Origin of the sequence: Bremerella cremea (assembly GCF_039541315.1) — a bacterium.
GTDB lineage: Bacteria > Planctomycetota > Planctomycetia > Pirellulales > Pirellulaceae > Bremerella > Bremerella cremea.
In genome coordinates this window covers 1,620,973-1,638,325 of sequence record NZ_BAABFZ010000003.1, presented here as the reverse complement: position 1 = coordinate 1,638,325, position 17,353 = coordinate 1,620,973, and the positions used below count along the sequence as shown (strand labels likewise).

Annotated in this window: 8 protein-coding genes; 5 read left to right on the top strand and 3 right to left on the bottom strand. The window is 57.4% G+C overall.

Annotation, left to right across the window (positions count from 1 at the left end; all coding sequences use genetic code 11):
• The first annotated feature begins 96 nt into the window (after window positions 1-96).
• From ABD890_RS08830 to ABD890_RS08810, 5 genes are all read left to right on the top strand, one after another.
• Entirely contained in the window at window positions 97-1,032 is a 936-nt protein-coding gene (locus tag ABD890_RS08830) for a DUF1559 family PulG-like putative transporter (RefSeq protein WP_345087965.1), read from the top strand.
• Window positions 1,033-1,106: 74 nt separating this feature from the next.
• Window positions 1,107-1,538 (top strand): lipoprotein, encoded by a 432-nt coding sequence (locus ABD890_RS08825; RefSeq protein WP_345087963.1) that lies wholly within the window; start codon window positions 1,107-1,109, stop codon window positions 1,536-1,538.
• A gap of 59 nt (window positions 1,539-1,597) precedes the next feature.
• A complete protein-coding gene (locus ABD890_RS08820) occupies window positions 1,598-5,332 on the top strand; it encodes a DUF1553 domain-containing protein (protein WP_345087961.1) in 3,735 nt (1,244 codons plus the stop codon).
• Window positions 5,333-5,451: 119 nt separating this feature from the next.
• A complete protein-coding gene (locus ABD890_RS08815) occupies window positions 5,452-6,687 on the top strand; it encodes a DUF1501 domain-containing protein (RefSeq protein WP_345090870.1) in 1,236 nt (411 codons plus the stop codon).
• 80 nt (window positions 6,688-6,767) lie between these two features.
• Entirely contained in the window at window positions 6,768-8,048 is a 1,281-nt protein-coding gene (locus ABD890_RS08810) for an SGNH/GDSL hydrolase family protein (protein ID WP_345087959.1), read from the top strand.
• Between the two features lie 93 nt (window positions 8,049-8,141).
• Here the strand turns inward: ABD890_RS08810 and ABD890_RS08805 are convergent, their stop codons facing one another.
• The 3 genes from ABD890_RS08805 to ABD890_RS08795 all read right to left on the bottom strand — a co-directional run bounded on the left by ABD890_RS08805 (window position 8,142) and on the right by ABD890_RS08795 (window position 17,135).
• Window positions 8,142-11,543 carry an efflux RND transporter permease subunit gene (locus tag ABD890_RS08805; RefSeq protein WP_345087957.1) on the bottom strand — a complete coding sequence of 1,134 codons (3,402 nt, stop codon included), beginning with the start codon at window positions 11,541-11,543 and terminating at the stop codon, window positions 8,142-8,144.
• 65 nt (window positions 11,544-11,608) lie between these two features.
• Window positions 11,609-12,913, bottom strand: coding sequence for an efflux RND transporter periplasmic adaptor subunit (locus tag ABD890_RS08800; RefSeq protein ID WP_345087955.1), 1,305 nt, complete (start codon window positions 12,911-12,913; stop codon window positions 11,609-11,611).
• A 391-nt stretch (window positions 12,914-13,304) separates the two neighbouring features.
• Entirely contained in the window at window positions 13,305-17,135 is a 3,831-nt protein-coding gene (locus ABD890_RS08795; RefSeq protein ID WP_345087953.1) for a CHASE domain-containing protein, read from the bottom strand.
• Between the last annotated feature and the right edge of the window lie 218 nt (window positions 17,136-17,353).

Genomic DNA, 17,353 nt, shown 5'->3' with positions numbered 1-17,353 from the left:
TCCGAGAATCCTAACGGAATGTGGCCTGCCTTTCGCTGTGGCACGTTCCGAATCCCGACTATTCCTCCTCATCCCTCATTCGCAGGAATCCTTTCTATGAAATCGCACTTCGTTTCGCCTCGGCGACGTGGATTCACGCTCGTTGAATTGTTGGTTGTGATTGCCATCATCGGTATCTTGATCGCGCTCCTCTTGCCGGCTGTGCAACAAGCCCGTGAAGCGGCTCGCCGCATGCAATGCTCGAATAACCTAAAGCAGATGGGCCTGGCGTGCCACAACTATATGGACACCCATCAAGGTTATCTGCCGCCAGGGTCGATGTACGTATTGCAGTCAGGCCAGTGGGACTCGCACGGCTGGGCCGTGGCGATTCTGCCTTACATCGAACAGAACGCGTTGTACGACGGTTACGACTTCTCGCAGGGACCGCAAGCCACCGTTCATCAGAACATCCGCCGGACGGTCGTGTCCGGATATATTTGCCCGAGCTTCCCAGGTGCCTCGAAGAACTCGTCCGGTAGTGCGTTTTCGGATGGTGCTTTGCTGACCTATCAAGGCGTGGCCGGCGTTTATTACAACAACTCGACGCTCGACCGTAACCTGCCCGGCAACGCAGGCCATGGCATGATCACCTCGAACGGTGTTTTCCGTCTGAACGGTCCGCGTCGTGCGGCCGAGCTGACCGACGGCATGAGCAATACCGTGATGATTGGCGACTATAACCACGCCGACCGAACCGGTGTGAACAGCGGTTACCCTGGCAACGTTCGTGTCTGGATCATGGGCACGACCGACGTCGCCAAGGGGGCCCTCTACAACATGAAGATTATCTACGAAGACACGATCAACTCGCGTCGCGATCGCAACGATGGCGTGGCGTTCAACCACTTGCCTTTCGGCAGTCAGCATCCGGGCGGAGGGAACTTCGTCGCCGCCGACGGAAGCGCGCACTTCATCCCGGAAACGATCAACTTCGATGTCTACCGTGCGATCGGCACGATCAACGGAAGCGAAGCCTTGTCGATTCCATAACGACATCCCACCTCCCATTCCTTGTCCTGACATTTTCTCGTGGTGGAACTGTCGCCACGAGTTCGGAGCGAATCATGCGTAGCCTATCCCTTGTTCTGTTGTTTGTGGCCGTCTTGATGCTACTTGGCTGTGGCAGAAGTGGCTCTTTAGAAACGGCACCGGTAACCGGCGTCGTGAACTATAACGGTCAACCGCTGAAGTTTGGTACGGTCAGCTTTCGACCTGCGGCAGGTTCGCCTGCGACCGGCACGATTCAAAGCGATGGCACCTTCACCTTGTCGACCTACGGCAATGGCGATGGCGCGATCATCGGCATGAACGAAGTCTTGGTGACCGCGACCGATCGCGATGCGGGCACGGCTGGCGAAGTGGCCGAAAACACGGAAATGACCGCCCCCAAGATGCTGATCCCACAGAAGTACACCAGCTTCTCGACCAGCGAACTGACAGCCGACGTCGTGGCTGGCAAGACAAATACCTTCACGTTCGATCTGAAGGACCAATAGGTCTTTCTTCCCGCCTCGACTTTCCCACCTAACTTGCTTCCCGAATGGAAATCTTACCCATGACGTTCCTTCAGAGAGTCTCGCTTGGATGTCTCGCCAGCATCTCGACCGTGTTTCCTCTTACCGTCGGCATGGTTCATAGCGAAGAACCGGTCGCCTCTTGGGAATTTGGTACCGAAGAACAGTCCCCGCTCAAATCGGTGGGAGGCGTTCATCGCGATGTCCCTGGTCCGCGTCCGCCTGCTTATCCCGACTTTGCCGAGAACAACACGGCGGTCGATTTCGATGGTAGCGGAGCTCGCTTCACCTTTGCCGATCTGGGACCTGAGAGCCCGTTCGACTTCACCAATGGTGACGAGATCACGCTCGAAGCGTGGGTCGACGTTCGCGACCTGAAGGAAGGGGAGAACACCTACGTCATCGGCAAAGGACGCACCGGCCGGGCCGGCTTCATGCCCAACAATCAAAACTGGGCCCTGCGAATGCGCCGCGTGAATGGAATGGCCTGCGTCAGCTTCCTGTTCTCGACGCCTCCTCACGGTGATGGCAAAGACCCTTGGCATCGATACACCTCGATGACTGGTTTCATCCCAAACAGCGAGTGGCATCATGTTGCCGCGACGTACCGATTTGGTGATCCGAACAGCGTGGCGACGTGGATCGATGGTAAGAAGGTGCCTGGCAAGTGGGATATGGGTGGTGCCACCGAAAAGGCCCCAGTCGTGGACGACGACGAAATCTGGATTGGCTCTTCGATGGGTGGTGCCGCTTCGACCAGCTTCCGCGGAGGCCTCGACTCGATCGCCATTCATCGGCAGATCCTGGACGATACCACGCTGCAGAAGCGATATCGACGCGTCGGCGAGGCGGTTGTCATTGGGCCGGCACCAGAAACGATGCCAGAGCTTGGCAAGTTGCCTGCCGATCAGGTCTCAGTTTCGTTCTTTGAAGACTTCCCGGCACACGATCGTTGGTTGATGTCGAACGAAAGCTGGCCGGAAGCGGCTGAGACCTGGAGTGGCGATGCCTTCCTGCTGAATCATCTTCCCCTGCGATACGACGCGTGGGGTATTCGCGATAGCTGGAAGGCTCCGGTGGTGGTGCGGATGGCATCCGACGTGCAGCTTTCGCCAGGCAACCACACGCTGCTGATGCGGGCACGTGGTCTGGCTCGCGTCTGGGTCGATGGCCAGTTGGTTGCTTCGACGAAACCTCTATCTGGTTCGCCCGATGGCGAAGAGCCGATCACGCCGGTATCCGAGCCGCCAGCACCGGGACATCGCCCCAAGTGGCATCGTTGCCAAGAGGTAACGGGCGACTTTCAGGTAAAAACGATCAGCCCGGTCCGTGTTGTCGTCGAAGCGATTGCTGGCGGAAAGCGGTTTCGCGTCGATCCAGGCGAACTGACCATCGCGGTCAGTAGCGACGAAGGAAAGACCTTCCAGGTGCTGCGTCCGGCAGCCTTGGCTGGTGACCCGTTGCCGTTGACCAACGTAGCCGTCGAGTCGGAATTGAAACGTGTAAAAGCTTCGCTGGAACAGCTCAATCGCCAGAAGCGTCACGTGGCGGCAAAAGGTCAGGATGCTTATTGGCAGAAACGCCACGAAGCGGGACAGGCCTGGCTGACGGAGCATCCGGCACCTGCCGTTCCGACTCCAAAGACGAAAGTCGAAGGCCCGATCGACGCGTTCATCGTCTCTCGAATCGAAGAAATGAAGGCTTCACAAGGGAAGGGGGGCACGACCGATGTCAGCTACTTCCATAAAGAAGTGCTGCCGATTTTGAAGTCGGAGTGCATCCGCTGCCATGGCGAGAAAGACAAAGGTGGACTCGCCCTGAACTCACGCGAGCTGGCCATGTTGGGCGGGTTCTCCGGTGAGCCGGCGATCACGCCAGGTGATCCGCATGCCAGCGCCATGATCGCACGCATGCGAAGTGAATCGGCTGAAGAACGCATGCCACCGACGGGCACACCGCTGCCAGAAAAGAAGATTCAGATCCTCGAAAAATGGATCACCGACGGGGCGATCTGGCCGGAAATTCAATTGACCGAAGCCCAGACGGAACGCTCGGCCGTCGTCGGTGACACGACCTTCCTGCGACGTGCCTATCTCGATACGGTCGGTGTTCCGCCCACCGCGGAAGAAGTTCAGCAGTTCCTCCAGGACTCGTCGCCAGACAAGCGTTCGCAGTGGATCGATCGCCTGCTAGACGATCCTCGCTGGGCCGATCATTGGGTCAGCTATTGGCAAGATCTGTTGGCGGAGAATCCAACGATGATCAACGCGACGTTGAACGCAACGGGACCATTCCGCTGGTTCCTCTACGATTCGCTTCGCGACGACAAATCGCTCGATCGCATGGTGACGGAACTGATCATGTTGCGAGGAAGTTCGGCCGACGGTGGCAGTGCCGGTTTCGGTCAGGCCGCCCAGAACGACTCGCCATTTGCGGCCAAAGGGCATGTGGTTGCCAGTGCGTTCCTCGGCTTGGAAATGCAGTGTGCCCGATGCCATGACTCGCCCTACCATTCGACAACGCAGAAAGACTTGTACTCGCTGGCCGCGATGTTCTCGCGGAAGTCGGTGACGGTTCCGAAGTCGAGCACTGTTCCGCCAGGCTTCTTTGAAAGCAAGCAGCGCGAGTCGTTGATTCAGGTAACGTTGAAGCCGGGCGAGAGCGTCACGCCGACTTGGCCATTCGCCAAAGTCACCGGGGCGGCCGATGACGACGCACTGCAGTCGTTGATGCAGAACGCTTCTGATTCTCGTGAGAAGCTGGCGACACTGATCACCGCGCCGCAGAACGAACGTTTTGCTAAGGTGATGGCGAACCGAATCTGGCGACGTTTGATCGGGGCCGGGATCGTCGAACCACCGCACGACTGGGAAGGCAACTTGCCGAGCCATCCGGAACTGCTGGAATGGCTGGCGAAAGAACTGGTGGCCAGCAACTACGACGTCAAGCATTTGACCCGCGTGATCATGAACTCGGAGCTGTATCAGCAAGAAGCGGTCGGGCATAACTTGGATGCCGAACCAGGGCAGCGATTGTTCAACGCTCCGGAACGGCGTCGCATGACGGCCGAGCAGATTGTTGATTCGTTCTACGAGGCTGCCGGTTGCCAGATGGATGTCGAGCAAATGACGCTAGACCCGGACGGTCGCCGTGCGGCAAGTAGTCGCAATACCTTCGGCACGCCTTATCGCAGTTGGATGTTCGTCAGTCTTTCCAACGAACGGGATCGGCCGAGTCTGACGTTCCCGCACGCGGCGATGGTGACCGAGGTGCTGACTGCCTTTGGCTGGTCGGCAGATCGTCAGGCTCCAAAGACCGATCGCGAAACCGATCCGAATATTCGTCAGCCAGCCGTGATGGCCAACAGCAACCTGGCGATCACTCTGACGAAGGCGGCCTATCAATCGGAACTGGCCGACCTGGCAGTGAATGCAAAGTCGCCTGATCAGTTGATCGAGACGATCTACCTGCGATTTTTGAGTCGTTATCCGACCGACGACGAACGTCAGTTGTTCCACGATCGTCTGGCGGAAGGCTTCGATAGCCGCTTGCTGCCGAAAGATCAGGTGAAAACGCCAGAGCCGCTGCCGCGTCTGCCGCAAGTGACCTGGTCGAATCATCTTCGTTCGGAAGCCAATACGATTCAGCAGCAACATGCCGACCGTGTTCGTCAGGGGCCACCTGCCGATCCACGGCTCGAGCCGAAGTGGCGGACACGCTACGAAGATTTTGTTTGGAGCGTGGCGAACCTGCGCGAGTTTGTGTGGATGCCTTAGTTCGCGAAGCCATCTGCCGCATCGTTTCATTTCAAGCCAAAACGCAAAGCACAGGATCGAATCCTATGAATCCAAATCATTCCTTAAATCGACGTAACTTCCTCGCCGGCAGCGCAGCGATGGCGGGCATGGCCGCCACGCCACTGTTTGCCGAATCAAACGCTCCGCTGATTCAAGGTCAGGCTGAACATGTCATCTCCATTTGGTTGGGTGGTGGCATGGGACAGATCGATACCTTCGATCCGAAACGGAAAGGAGATCCCGCTAAGAAGGTCGCTGGGTCGTATTACGATGCGATCCCCACGGCCGTCGACGGGGTTCAGGTCTGCGAGTTCCTGCCGAAGATGGCCGGCATCATGGACCGTGTCACGGCCGTGCGAACGGTTCATCATTCAGTGATCGATGAACATGCCGCAGCGACCAATTGGATGCATGTCGGTCGCCCGGTCAGTGGTACCGTCGTCTATCCTTCGTTGGGATCGATCATCGCTCACGAACGAGGCGCCGCTTCCGAGTCCGCGCCACCTTACGTGTTGATTGGTTACCCCAACAGCTCTCGCGGCCCTGGCTTTCTCGGGGCTCAGCACAGCTATCTCTATCTCACCGAGACAGGGCGAGGCCCCGCAGGGCTTTCCCGGCCGGACGCGATCTTGCCGGAACGTCAGGCTCGTCGCGAGCAGTATCTGACCGAACTGCGTGCTGTCCAGCCGGAAGCACACGACAAGCGTCTGACAGACTACGAAGCGGCCGCTCGCTTGAGCATGCGACTGAGCGGGCCAGAGTTCATGCGAAGCTTCGAGCTCGATAACGAACCTGCGGAACTACGTGAAGCATACGGCGGTGAGTTCGGCCAGCGCTGTTTGCTTTCGCGGCGTCTGGTCGAACGAGGCGTTCGTTTTATCGAGGTTTCGCACAACTTGAACTTCCTGAACGGTGCTGGCTGGGATGTCCATAACCGCGGTATTCTCGATCAGCACAAGCTGATTGCCGAGATGGACGACGCGGTGTCGGCATTGATCTTGGACCTGGAAGCAAAGAAGCTGCTCGACAAGACGCTCGTCGTCATCACGACCGAGTTCGGTCGGCCTCCGCAGTTCGATGGTGGCGGCGGCCGTGGTCACCAGGGCTCGGCCTTTACGTGCGTGCTGGCCGGCGGCGGGCTGAAGCACTGTGGAGCCTATGGCGAAACGAACGAGTTGTCTCAGAAGATTGTCTCTAGCCCGGTTTCGGTGCCTGACTTCTTCGCGACGATCCATGCATCGCTGGGGATCGACTACTCGAAGTCGCTGTACGACGGCGACCGTCCGGTTCCCGTGACTGATGGTGGACAGCCGATCGCCGCTTTGTTCGGATAAACAAGGCGGATCTCGAATTCGTCTCGATCCGTGATTAAACTAGGGGCTCCACATTCCTACCTGTTTCGATGGAGCCCCCCATGAATCTTGCCCGCGTGTTTCTTTCCCTCTCGCTGTGTGCCTTGCTGGCCACGACGGTACTGGCCGAACCGACGTTCGAGACCGTGCCGGCCCAATTGGTCAAGCCTCGCGAGGGCTTGAATAACGTTTTAAAGAAGCTGGAAGAAGGCAAGACGGTCCGGGTCGCGTACCTGGGCGGCTCGATCACCGCGGCCAATGGCTGGCGAGTGAAGACGACCAAATGGCTACAAGAGAAATACCCTGACGCCAAGATCGAAGAGATCCATGCTGCGATCGGTGGGACTGGCAGCGACCTGGGCGTGTTTCGTTTGGAACGTGATGCATTGGTTCACAAGCCGGACCTTTTGTTCGTCGAGTTCGCCGTGAACGACGGTGGTGCTCCACCGGAACGTATCTGGAAGGCGATGGAAGGGATCGTTCGCCAGACCTGGGCATTGAACCCCGAAACCGACATCTGCTTTGTCTACACCTTCCGCGTCAACTACGAAGAACCACTTCGCAAAGGGGAATGCCCGCGTGCCGCTTCGGCGATGGAGATGTTGGCCGACCACTACGGGATCCCTTCGGTCAACTTCGCTTTGAAGGTGGTCGAGCTGGAATCCGATGGCAAACTGACCTTCCAGTCCGATAAGCCGGAGGAAGGAAAGATTCACTTCTCGTCCGACGGTGTCCATCCGCTGGATGCTGGTTATGAGATCTACACCGAAGTTCTCGGTAAGGCGATCGAGCAGATGGCTGCCAACCGTCAGCCGGTCGATCACCAGGCGAAGATGGCCACGCCGTTCGTCGCCGACAACTGGCAAGCCGCCAAGATGGTTCCGCTGAACGACAGCATGCTGACGGGCAACTGGAAGCCCCTGGCAGAAGATGCCTCGCTGCAGCGTGCGTTCGGCAAGCGAATGGGTCAGATCTACGAAGGTAGCGAGCCTGGCAGCAAGATCACCTTCAAGTTCAAGGGCTCGACCGCCAAGATCTACGACCTGCTCGGTCCCGACGGAGGCCAGGTAATCGTCACCGTCGATGGCAAGCCACACGGCAAGCCAATTCCGCGGTTCGATAGCTATTGCACCTATCATCGTATCGCCACGTTGGGTCTGGCCGATGGGCTCGATCCGAACGAAGTGCATACGGTCACGATCGAAATTCATCCTGACCAGCCAGATCGTCAGCCGGTTGCCTTCCGCTTGAAGGATCCGGAAGTCGAGCTGAAGGCTCCGAAGTACCAAGGCACGAATGTGCGAGCCAGCCAGATCCTAGTGCTGGGGGACATCGTTCCTTAAGGTTGGCAATCGGCGACATTCCATGACAAAACAAAAAGAGGCCTCGCGAACTGAATCGCGAGGCCTCTTGGTTTATCAAGTTGACCGTTGGCATTAGGCCGGCGGCTCTGGCTCGGTTTCCTTGTGCTCTTGCACGTGGATCGGCGAGAGGCCTTCTTTCTGGAGGACCTTCATCACGACGTAATAGAACACCGGGGTGAAGATCAAACCGAAGCCGGTCACACCAAGCATCCCGCTGAACACCGCCACGCCGAGAGCGTAACGCATTTCAGCACCAGCCCCGTGGGCCCAGAGGAGCGGAGCCACACCGAGCACGAATGCGAAGCTGGTCATCACGATCGGTCGCAGACGCGTAGTACAGGCCTGGACGGTCGCTTCGAGCAGCGGCATCCCTTCCTTCTCCATCAGGTCCTTGGCGAACTCGACCACGAGAATCGCGTTCTTACACGCCAGCCCCACGAGCACCACGAACCCAATCTGCACGAAGATGTTCAAGTCCATCTGGGCGATGATAATGCCGGTCAAAGCGGCCAGCACGCACATCGGGACCACCAGGATGATCGTGACCGGAAGTTCCCAGCTTTCGTACTGGGCAGCCAGAATCAGGTAAACCAGGATCACGGCACCAATCAATGCCGAGATCGGGTTTTGCAGCAAGTCTTTGAACGACGTGAACTGGCTGGCTTGTTCCTGCAGGAACGAGATCTCCGTCCACTCGGCCTCCATCGAGGCAGGCAATTCTTCCTGGGCCAGGTTATTCATAAGGTCGAGCACCTGGCCGGTACTGATCATCGGCACGTTCACACCGTTGATGGCGGCAGCCGGGAAGTTGTTGTAGCGGTTGATGAACATCGGTCCGACGCTGTCTTCGATCTTGCAGATCGATCCCAGCGGAACCATGCCGCCCGAGCGGCCTTTCACCTTCAACTGCTTGACCGAGTCGGAATTGACGCGGAAGCGGGACTCGGCCTGCACGTTGACCTGCCAGGTACGTCCGAAGCGATTGAAGTCGTTCACATAAGTACCACCCATGTAGACCTGCAACGCGTCGAAGACGTCGTTCAGTTCGACCCCCATCGCCTTACACTTTTCGCGGTCGATATCGATGTACAACTGCGGCGTGCTGGCACGGAAGCTACTAAAGGCAACGACGATGCCAGGCTGATCAAGTGCCGCGTTGGCCAGGCGATCGGCCTGGGCTTGCAGGACCGCATAGCCATTGTCGCCACGGTCTTCGACCATCAGCTTGAAACCACCGGCGTTGCCCAGACCGTTGATCGGCGGGGCCTCGAACACGGAGATACGAGCTTCTTCAATCTGGGCGAACTTCTTGCGAAGCTCCATCGCGATTCCCTCGGAAGACTCGGCACGCGTATGGCGTTCCGAGAACGGATCGAGAACGAGGAAGCCACCTCCCAGGTTCGAGGTAACAGCATTCTGCACAAACGACTGACCGGCCACGTCGACCACGTGACGCACGCCGTGGGTTTCCATGGCGATCTTTTCGATCTGCTTCATCACGTTGTCGGTACGTTCCAACGAAGCCGAGTCGGGAAGCTGCACGTCGAAGATCAAGTAGCCTTGGTCCTGAGTCGGAATGAAGCCGCCGGGGACGGTTGTGAAACCGAAGCCGGTCAACGCAATCAAACCAACGTAAACGAACAAGGCGACGAAGCTGATTCGCAGAAGCTTGGCGATTCCCTTGCCATACAGATCGGTCGCCCAATCGAAGGCATTGTTAAATACGCCGAAGATGGCAGCCAACATCTTGTTGACCGTGTGGGCCAGCAGCACACCAACCACAGCACCTGGAATGAAGAACGCGGCGTCGACCAGGTATTTCAGCGAACCAAGGTCGCTGTCTTTGGCGGTGATGAACATGTTGCCAAGCCAGACCGTCAGCATGCCGAACAGGATGGCGATCCCCCACCAAGGCAACGCTTCGCGATCTTTGGTGTGGTCTTCGCCTGGTTTCGGATCGCTAAAGATCGATGTCGCACGAGCCGGCGTCATCGTCATGGCATTCAAAGCGGAAATAAGCATCGCCGCGGCGATGGTCAACGCAAACTGGCGGAAGAACTGCCCGGTGATGCCTCCGAGGAAGGCACTCGGAAAGAACACGCTGGAAAGCACCAGGGTGATTGCGATGATCGGGCCGGTGATTTCCGCCATGGCATTGATGGTGGCCTCGCGGACTTTATAGCCCATGCCTATCCATCGCTCGATATTTTCAAGCACCACGATCGCGTCGTCGACCACGATACCAATGGCCAGCACGAGCCCGAACAAGGTTAAGTTGTTCAGCGTAAAGCCCATCACCATCATGATGGCGAACGTACCGATCAGCGACACGCCGACGTCGATCAGCGGCAGCATCACGGCCTTCCAGTCTTGCAGGAAGAGCAGCACCACGATCGCCACCAGAATGATGGCGTCACGCAGCGTCTTGAACACTTCTTCCACCGACTGTTCGATGAATGGCGTGGTGTCGTAACCGATTTCGTATTCCAGGCCTGGTGGGAATCGCTTCTTCAGCTCTTCCATGCGGGTCTTCACCCGTTCGCCTACATCCAGGGCGTTCGAGCCAGGAAGCTGAAACACACCCAGACCGGCGGAAGGCATCTGGTCGAGGCGGCACAAAGTGTTTTGGTTCTTGGCACCCAGTTCGACGTAACCGACGTCGCTGATGTGCGTGATTTGACCATCTTCGCCCGTCTTGACCACGATGTCAGCGAACTGTTCCGGCGTCGTCAGTCGACCGAGCGTAGTCATGGTCAACTGCATTTCCTGTCCCTTGGGGACCGGGGGCTGACCAATCTGACCGGCGGCGACTTGGATATTCTGTTCTTTCAGCGCCGAGACCACTTCACCGGCAGTCATGTTTCGCGAGGCCAACGCATCGGGGTTCAACCAGATACGCATGCTGTAGTCTTGCTGACCCAGAATCTGCACGTCGCCCACGCCATCGAGGCTGGCCAACTGGTCGCGGATCTGAATGGTGGCGTAGTTGCTCAGGTAAAGGTTGTCGAGCAGCGGCTTGCCGGTTTCAGGGTCGTCCTTCGAGTAAAGGTTGACCGCCAGCAGAATATTCGGCGACTTCTTTTTCGTCGTCACGCCGGTTTGTTGCACCACATCGGGAAGCAGCGGCACGGCTTGGGCGACGCGGTTTTGCACCAACACCTGGGCCATGTCGAGGTCGGTTCCCAGGGCGAAAGTGACCGTCAGGGTATAGCTGCCGTCACTCGCCGATTGCGACGACATGTAGAGGGCGTCTTCGACACCCACCACTTGTTGTTCGATCGGAGCGGCGACCGTTTCGGCCACCACGTCGGCACTTGCACCAGCATACTGACAGGTCACCGAAACCGTTGGCGGTGCGATTTCGGGATACTGGGCGATCGGTAGCAGGTAAAGACAGATCGTGCCTGCCAATACGATGACAATCGAGATCACCCAGGCAAAAATCGGGCGGTCGATAAAGAAGCGAGCCAGCACGGTGTATTCCTTCGTCGTTAGTTAACGGCTATGAGCTAAAAAGGTTTCCACTACCAGGTAACTGGCTACGACTGGTCAGGGTTTTCGGAGGCAGGGGCTGCATCCGAAGCGTTCGGGGCGGCCGGCTGATCCCCTACGTCATCAGCCGAATCAGCGGCAGGTGCCTCGGTATCGGTTTGGGCATTCTGCAAGATCTTCTTATCGATTGGCGGAGGTTCTGGCATGGTGCCATCGTGCGGAACGACTGGCTTGTCCGGTCGAACCAGCAGCGTGCCGTTGATGATGACCTTCTCGCCTTTCTTCAAACCGCTCGTGATGACACGCAGCTTGCCTTGCTTCGTGCCGAGCGTAACGCCACGGCGCTGGGCGAGTCCTTTGTCGTCGAGGACGTAGACATAGCGATCACTTTGATCCGCACCGATCGCCGCTTCTGGAACGAGAACCGCGTTGTACGGAGGACCAGCGGCGACCTTGATACGGGCAAACAGGCCAGGGCGAAGGGCACCATTGGGGTTCGGTACCACGGCACGAACGGTCAACGTACCGGTGCCGGCGGTGACCTCGTTCGAGCCGAAGTCAATCGTGCCGAGATGCGGGTATTCGGTTCCGTCGGCCAGCATGATCTCGACAGGAATCTTGCGATCTCGCAGCGAGCCATCATCGACCTTGCCACCATTGGCTGCGGCGGCTTGTTCGATGTAATGCAGCAAAGCGAGTTCGTCGATGTCGAAGTAGACGTACATTGGGTCGACCGACACGATCGTCGTCAGCAGGGTAGGGGCCCCGACGCCACTTTGCACCAGGTTGCCCTTGGTGACGTAGGTACGGTCGATGCGGCCACTAATGGCGGCGGTGATCGTGCAGTAGTCGAGGTCGACCTTGCGAGCAGCCACGTTGGCTTCCGCTGCGGCGACCTGGGCGTTGGCTTCGTTCGCAGCCGCAACACTCTCGTCGTAAAGTTCCTGGCTCACAGCACCGCTGCCAACCAGTTTCTCGTTACGAGCCAAGGTCGCTTCGGCCAGCTTGGCCTTGGCCTGGTACAAAGCAACCTGGGAAGCGGCCTGGTTGTATTCGGCCTGATAGGTCCGCTTGTCGATCAGAAACAGCAGCTCGCCTTCCTTCACGTTGGCACCATCCTGGAAGGCAACCTCTTGCAGATAGCCCGAAACCTTCGCATAGACGTCGACCGATGAGACAGCCTCGACGTGCCCGGTGTATTCATCGAAGTCGACGACTTGTCGTTCAATGGCCGGGGCAACCGTCACTTGCGGTGGTTCTGCCTTGGGCATTTGCCGGCGGCGGCCGCAGCCTGCGACGGTCAAGACAACAACTGCCAAAATGGTGGCCAGGCGAAGCAAATCCAGCTTCATTTTCTGCTTCCCGTTGATATTCCAGTTGAAGGTCAGGCAATCGGAAGCAGGCAAGGTCACGCCGCACGGGGCTAACCACGCCTCGGACTCCCTTCATGAAGAAGGGAAGGCTCCCGAATTTGTGCACCTAACAAGATACCACGCATTTCAGGTCGAAATCAGATTGCCCGCCCTGGCGATCATAAATTCGCGCGATCGAACGATCTTCCCCTATTCGATGGCCAAGCCGGCATACTAGAGGAAGTCCACCTGGCAGCCGCCTACCCCCATAAACTCGGGCAGTGGGGCTTTCTTTGACCGTCTGAAAACAAGATTTCAAAAGGTCCAGAAGCGGGCTTAAGTCGACGAAGCGATTGTCCGAGCAAAGAATTTTCACCCGCCCTGGAACCGACTATTCAGGGTTGGTGGGGTTATGCAGCTTCGCTTGTGTGGCTTCGATAAACTTCTCGAGAATTGGGAACAATTCGTCAAGTTGAGCGTTGAAATCAGAGAGCTGCTCTTTGCCGGTCGAGAAGTTCTTTTCCGAGCCCTGGGTCTCTAAACGCTGGGCAATCAGCGACACATTTTTTTGTTGAAAGAATTGCAGGGCGCTCTTCAGCTTGTGCGCAGCCATGCAAAGTTCGGTCCCGTTCGAGTCCTGAAATGCCCGACGAATTCGATCCTGACTCTCCCGCATTTCGGGGAGATAAGCCTGGACGATTTCGAGCAAAGCCCCCTCGTCGTTCCCCAAACGCCGTTTCAGGTTGTCCCACGGCACCAACGATGATTCAGCCGAGTCGACGATCTGGGTGCTGGTTTCTGACTCGGTGGCTGGCACCACCGCATCGGTTTCGGCCGATTCGCCATTGGCGACCAGGATCGCGTGGTGGATGGCCTTGTTCAACTCTTTCAGCGAGAGTGGTTTCGAGACGTAACTGTCGACGCCCGCATCGAGGCAGCGAGCTTGATCCAGTGGCAAGGCGTGTGCAGTCGTCGCCACGATCGGCATGTGCTGTCCTGACTTCTGTTCCGCTTTACGAATCTCTTGCGTGGCGGTCAGTCCATCCATTTCCGGCATTTGGACGTCCATCAGAATGACATCGAACGATTGCGTTTCCAGCAGTTCGAGCACAGCCTTGCCGGTCTCGGCGATCGTGATCGTATGGCCGAAACGCTTCAGCATCGCCAAAGCAACTTTCTGGTTGGGGCGACTATCTTCCGCCAGAAGAATGTTCAGCGGCTTCAGGACCAGGGTTTGCTCTTCGGCTTGCTGCTGCTTCGTCTGAAGATCATGCGAACGTTCGATCAAGCCCATGCCGACCGCGATTGCCTCGACCACTTCGGAAGGCCGGGCAGGCTTCATGATGCGCGAACAGATGTTGAGATTCCCTGGCGGATCGAGTTCGTGCAGATTACTGGAGGAAACCAGGATCGAGATGGGATTGCCGTATTTCTCTGGGGCCCGTCGAATTTCGCTGATAAGTTCGATACCGTCTTTGTCCGGCATGCGCATATCGGTCAGCAGGACATCGAACGGCCGATTATCGTCAACACCAACTTGCATTTGATGCAAGGCATCGTCTGCGGTCTCGGCCGCCTCAGGCGAAAGGCCTTGGGAAGCCACGATACCGACGAGCGTTTCCAGGTTAATGATGTTGTCGTCGACAACCATCACACGCTTGCCGGCCAGTTGGTCGGCGTACGAGTGCCAGGCCGGTTCCGCTTGCGTTTGACTGGCACGAAGCCTGGTTGTGAAGCGGAACACGCTGCCGGTCCCAGGCTCGCTGGTCACCGAGATTGCTCCTCCCATCAGATGAACGAGCCTCGACGAGATCGTCAGTCCCAAGCCCGTTCCGCCAAACTTCCGCGTAAGCGAATTGTCGGCCTGCTCGAAGACGTTGAAGATCGATTCGAGCTTGTCGCCGGGGATGCCGACGCCTGTGTCACGGACCGTGAACTGCAGTTCGACGATATCTGAAGTGTCGCCTTCAGAATAGATCCGCGTGCAGCCAACATCGATCTGGCCACTTGGTGTGAACTTGATGGCGTTGCCCACCAGGTTGAACAGAATCTGGCGGATACGTCCGGCATCGCCATGCACAGCTTCCGGAACATTGCTATCGACATGATAGACCAGGTCGAGCGCCATTCCGGAAGTCTTCTGCGAGAGTGGCTTCAGAACATTGGCGATCAACTCGCGCGGCTGAAAGTCGCCATCGCTGAGCTTCAGCTTGCCTGCTTCGATGCGTGAGAAATCGAGGATATCGTTGATGATTCGCAGCAGCGAATTCGACGCGTCGGAGACGGTCAACAAGTAGTCACGCTGGTCGGATGTCAGCGAAGTTCGCAGGACGGAGTCGGTCAGGCCAATGATGGCATTCATGGGTGTGCGAATTTCGTGGCTCATGTTCGCCAGGAACTCGCTCTTCGCGCGATTCGCTTCTTCGGCATTGGCGCGAGCCGCCTTTGCCGATGCTTCGCTGTCTTGCAGTTCGTGATAAAGATTCCGGGCGACCGCTTCGTTGCGGCCCATCGACCACACGATGCTGACCAGCAGGAAGGTCAGAATTGTTCCGCCCACGCCGATCAACGATGGGGTAACACGGTCGATACGCAACTCGAAGTCAGGAGAACTTCGCGTGACAATGATCCAGTGTCGACCGCCGGCGATGATCTCGGTTTCCTGACGAAATAAGTTCCAACCCCAAGGAGCGACATCATCGGCCGGAGGTGACTGCGGCACCTCGAACGCATCTTCGTAAAGTGTTGTCGGGTCGCTGGAGTCTTCGGAGTCGAGAATCTCAATTTCCAGACGGCCCTGGTGGAGCTTATCGATTCCGTCGAGAGTTTCGTTCAAAATGATCGGCGAATAGAGCAAGCCGATCAGGTTCTCTTCGCGTTGATTCGGCGTGTCGACTGGGGCGCCCAACTTATAGACAGGCAAGAAATAGAGAAAGCCGCTCGATTTCTTATCGTCCTGCAATAGCTCGATTCGCCCGGTAATTTGCGGCTTGCCGGTCATCATCGCCTTTTCAGCGGCCGTACGTCGCGTCGGTTCCGAGCCAATATCGAATCCCCACGCCGCGCGATTTCGATCGAGGGGATAAATATGCTTGATCACGTAAAGATCGGGGGCGCTACTGGGACTCAAGACGTCGAAATCTGGTGCCTCATCCTTCCGTTCGGCCGCGATGAACTTATCGAGATCGCTTCGCATCACCCGTTGAATCAGCCCGATTCCGATGGCACCGGGGAACTCCGCTTCGATGTCACGCGACTCGACGAATGTCTCGAACTCTTTTCGGGTCACCAATTCGCTGGCGAGGTACAAACCACGGGCCCCTCGCAATCCGTAAACGATTCGATTGATCCGGCGTCCAATTTCGTCGACTGAAATTTCTGTCAGGTGTTGGAAACGAGACTGGTTGATTTGATAGATATTCGACTGGGAATCAAGGACCAGAACGGATGTCACAAAGAAACCCAGCAGCAAGGTTCCGGTAATGAACGTCGTCATCCAGCGAGCACGCGACAATTCGCGACGAATCTGGTTAGCCGCGTCACGACCGCGGATCGACGCGCCGGAGTGTTCGATCAGCCAGATTCCTGAGGCTAGTACAACCAGCAAAATGGCGGTGTGAATTGCAGTTGTGGAAAAGATGCTCCCGCTGCGAAGGCCTGAGGCCCGCACGATGTAAAGCACGACGCCGATCACGCCAAGCAAGCCGCCCAACGCCAGGAGTCGTTCGCCAAATTTTCTTTTTCCGTGCACGCTTAACAGAAAGCCGCCGGATAAGAGCGATAGGCCGATGGCGGTCCCGGTTGACATTAGTCCCGGCAGTTTTCCCCGCGCAACAGATCGTGGGTCGGCACTGACCAGCGTATCGATCCCGAACTGAACAAGGAATAGGTTCTCGAAAATGCTGGCCAATGACAGCAGCAAAACGAACCAGCCCAGAACTTCTGGCAAGCGACTGCGAAGGTGATAGGACAGGATCGCTTGTGAACGCAGCAATCCGGCGGCGGCCAACGTCGCCAGGCCCAGAGCCGTGTTGAATTTCATCGTCGGCAGACCTGCGATCAGCGATCGTAGGGTGGTCCACTCGGCTGGCCAGGCAATCATGACAATCGCCGCGACGATAAGGGCGACCGCCAGCAGCAAACGCGCTGCCATCACCCACCACGCAACCGATATTTGTTGCGACTGCTCGGAGGGATCGGTATGAAACAACGAATTAACCATGATGCAAACTCAAAGACTACACTCGATGCCGCTAACGCAACGGGTCGCTAAATCGATTCTACAAGACAGTGCATCACGGCAGAGCGAACAGCGATCGACGGGCCGGCAATGCGTCGGATTCGCTGCAAGATCAAAAGAGTAGGGAGACTGTTGGGCATGTGAGGAATCCGATCCTTGTACCTGCGTCGGACTTCAGAAACGCTCGCCAATCCACGAGT

What these genes read in the sequence shown, in the direction of transcription:
- ABD890_RS08825 (WP_345087963.1), top strand. Translation starts at nt 1,107, where the DNA reads ATGCGTAGCCTATCCCTTGTTCTGTTGTTTGTGGCCGTCTTGATGCTA.
- ABD890_RS08800 (WP_345087955.1), bottom strand. Translation starts at nt 12,913, where the DNA reads ATGAAGCTGGATTTGCTTCGCCTGGCCACCATTTTGGCAGTTGTTGTC.
- ABD890_RS08795 (WP_345087953.1), bottom strand. Translation starts at nt 17,135, where the DNA reads ATGGTTAATTCGTTGTTTCATACCGATCCCTCCGAGCAGTCGCAACAA.
- ABD890_RS08830 (WP_345087965.1), top strand. Translation starts at nt 97, where the DNA reads ATGAAATCGCACTTCGTTTCGCCTCGGCGACGTGGATTCACGCTCGTT.
- ABD890_RS08820 (WP_345087961.1), top strand. Translation starts at nt 1,598, where the DNA reads ATGACGTTCCTTCAGAGAGTCTCGCTTGGATGTCTCGCCAGCATCTCG.
- ABD890_RS08815 (WP_345090870.1), top strand. Translation starts at nt 5,452, where the DNA reads ATGGCGGGCATGGCCGCCACGCCACTGTTTGCCGAATCAAACGCTCCG.
- ABD890_RS08810 (WP_345087959.1), top strand. Translation starts at nt 6,768, where the DNA reads ATGAATCTTGCCCGCGTGTTTCTTTCCCTCTCGCTGTGTGCCTTGCTG.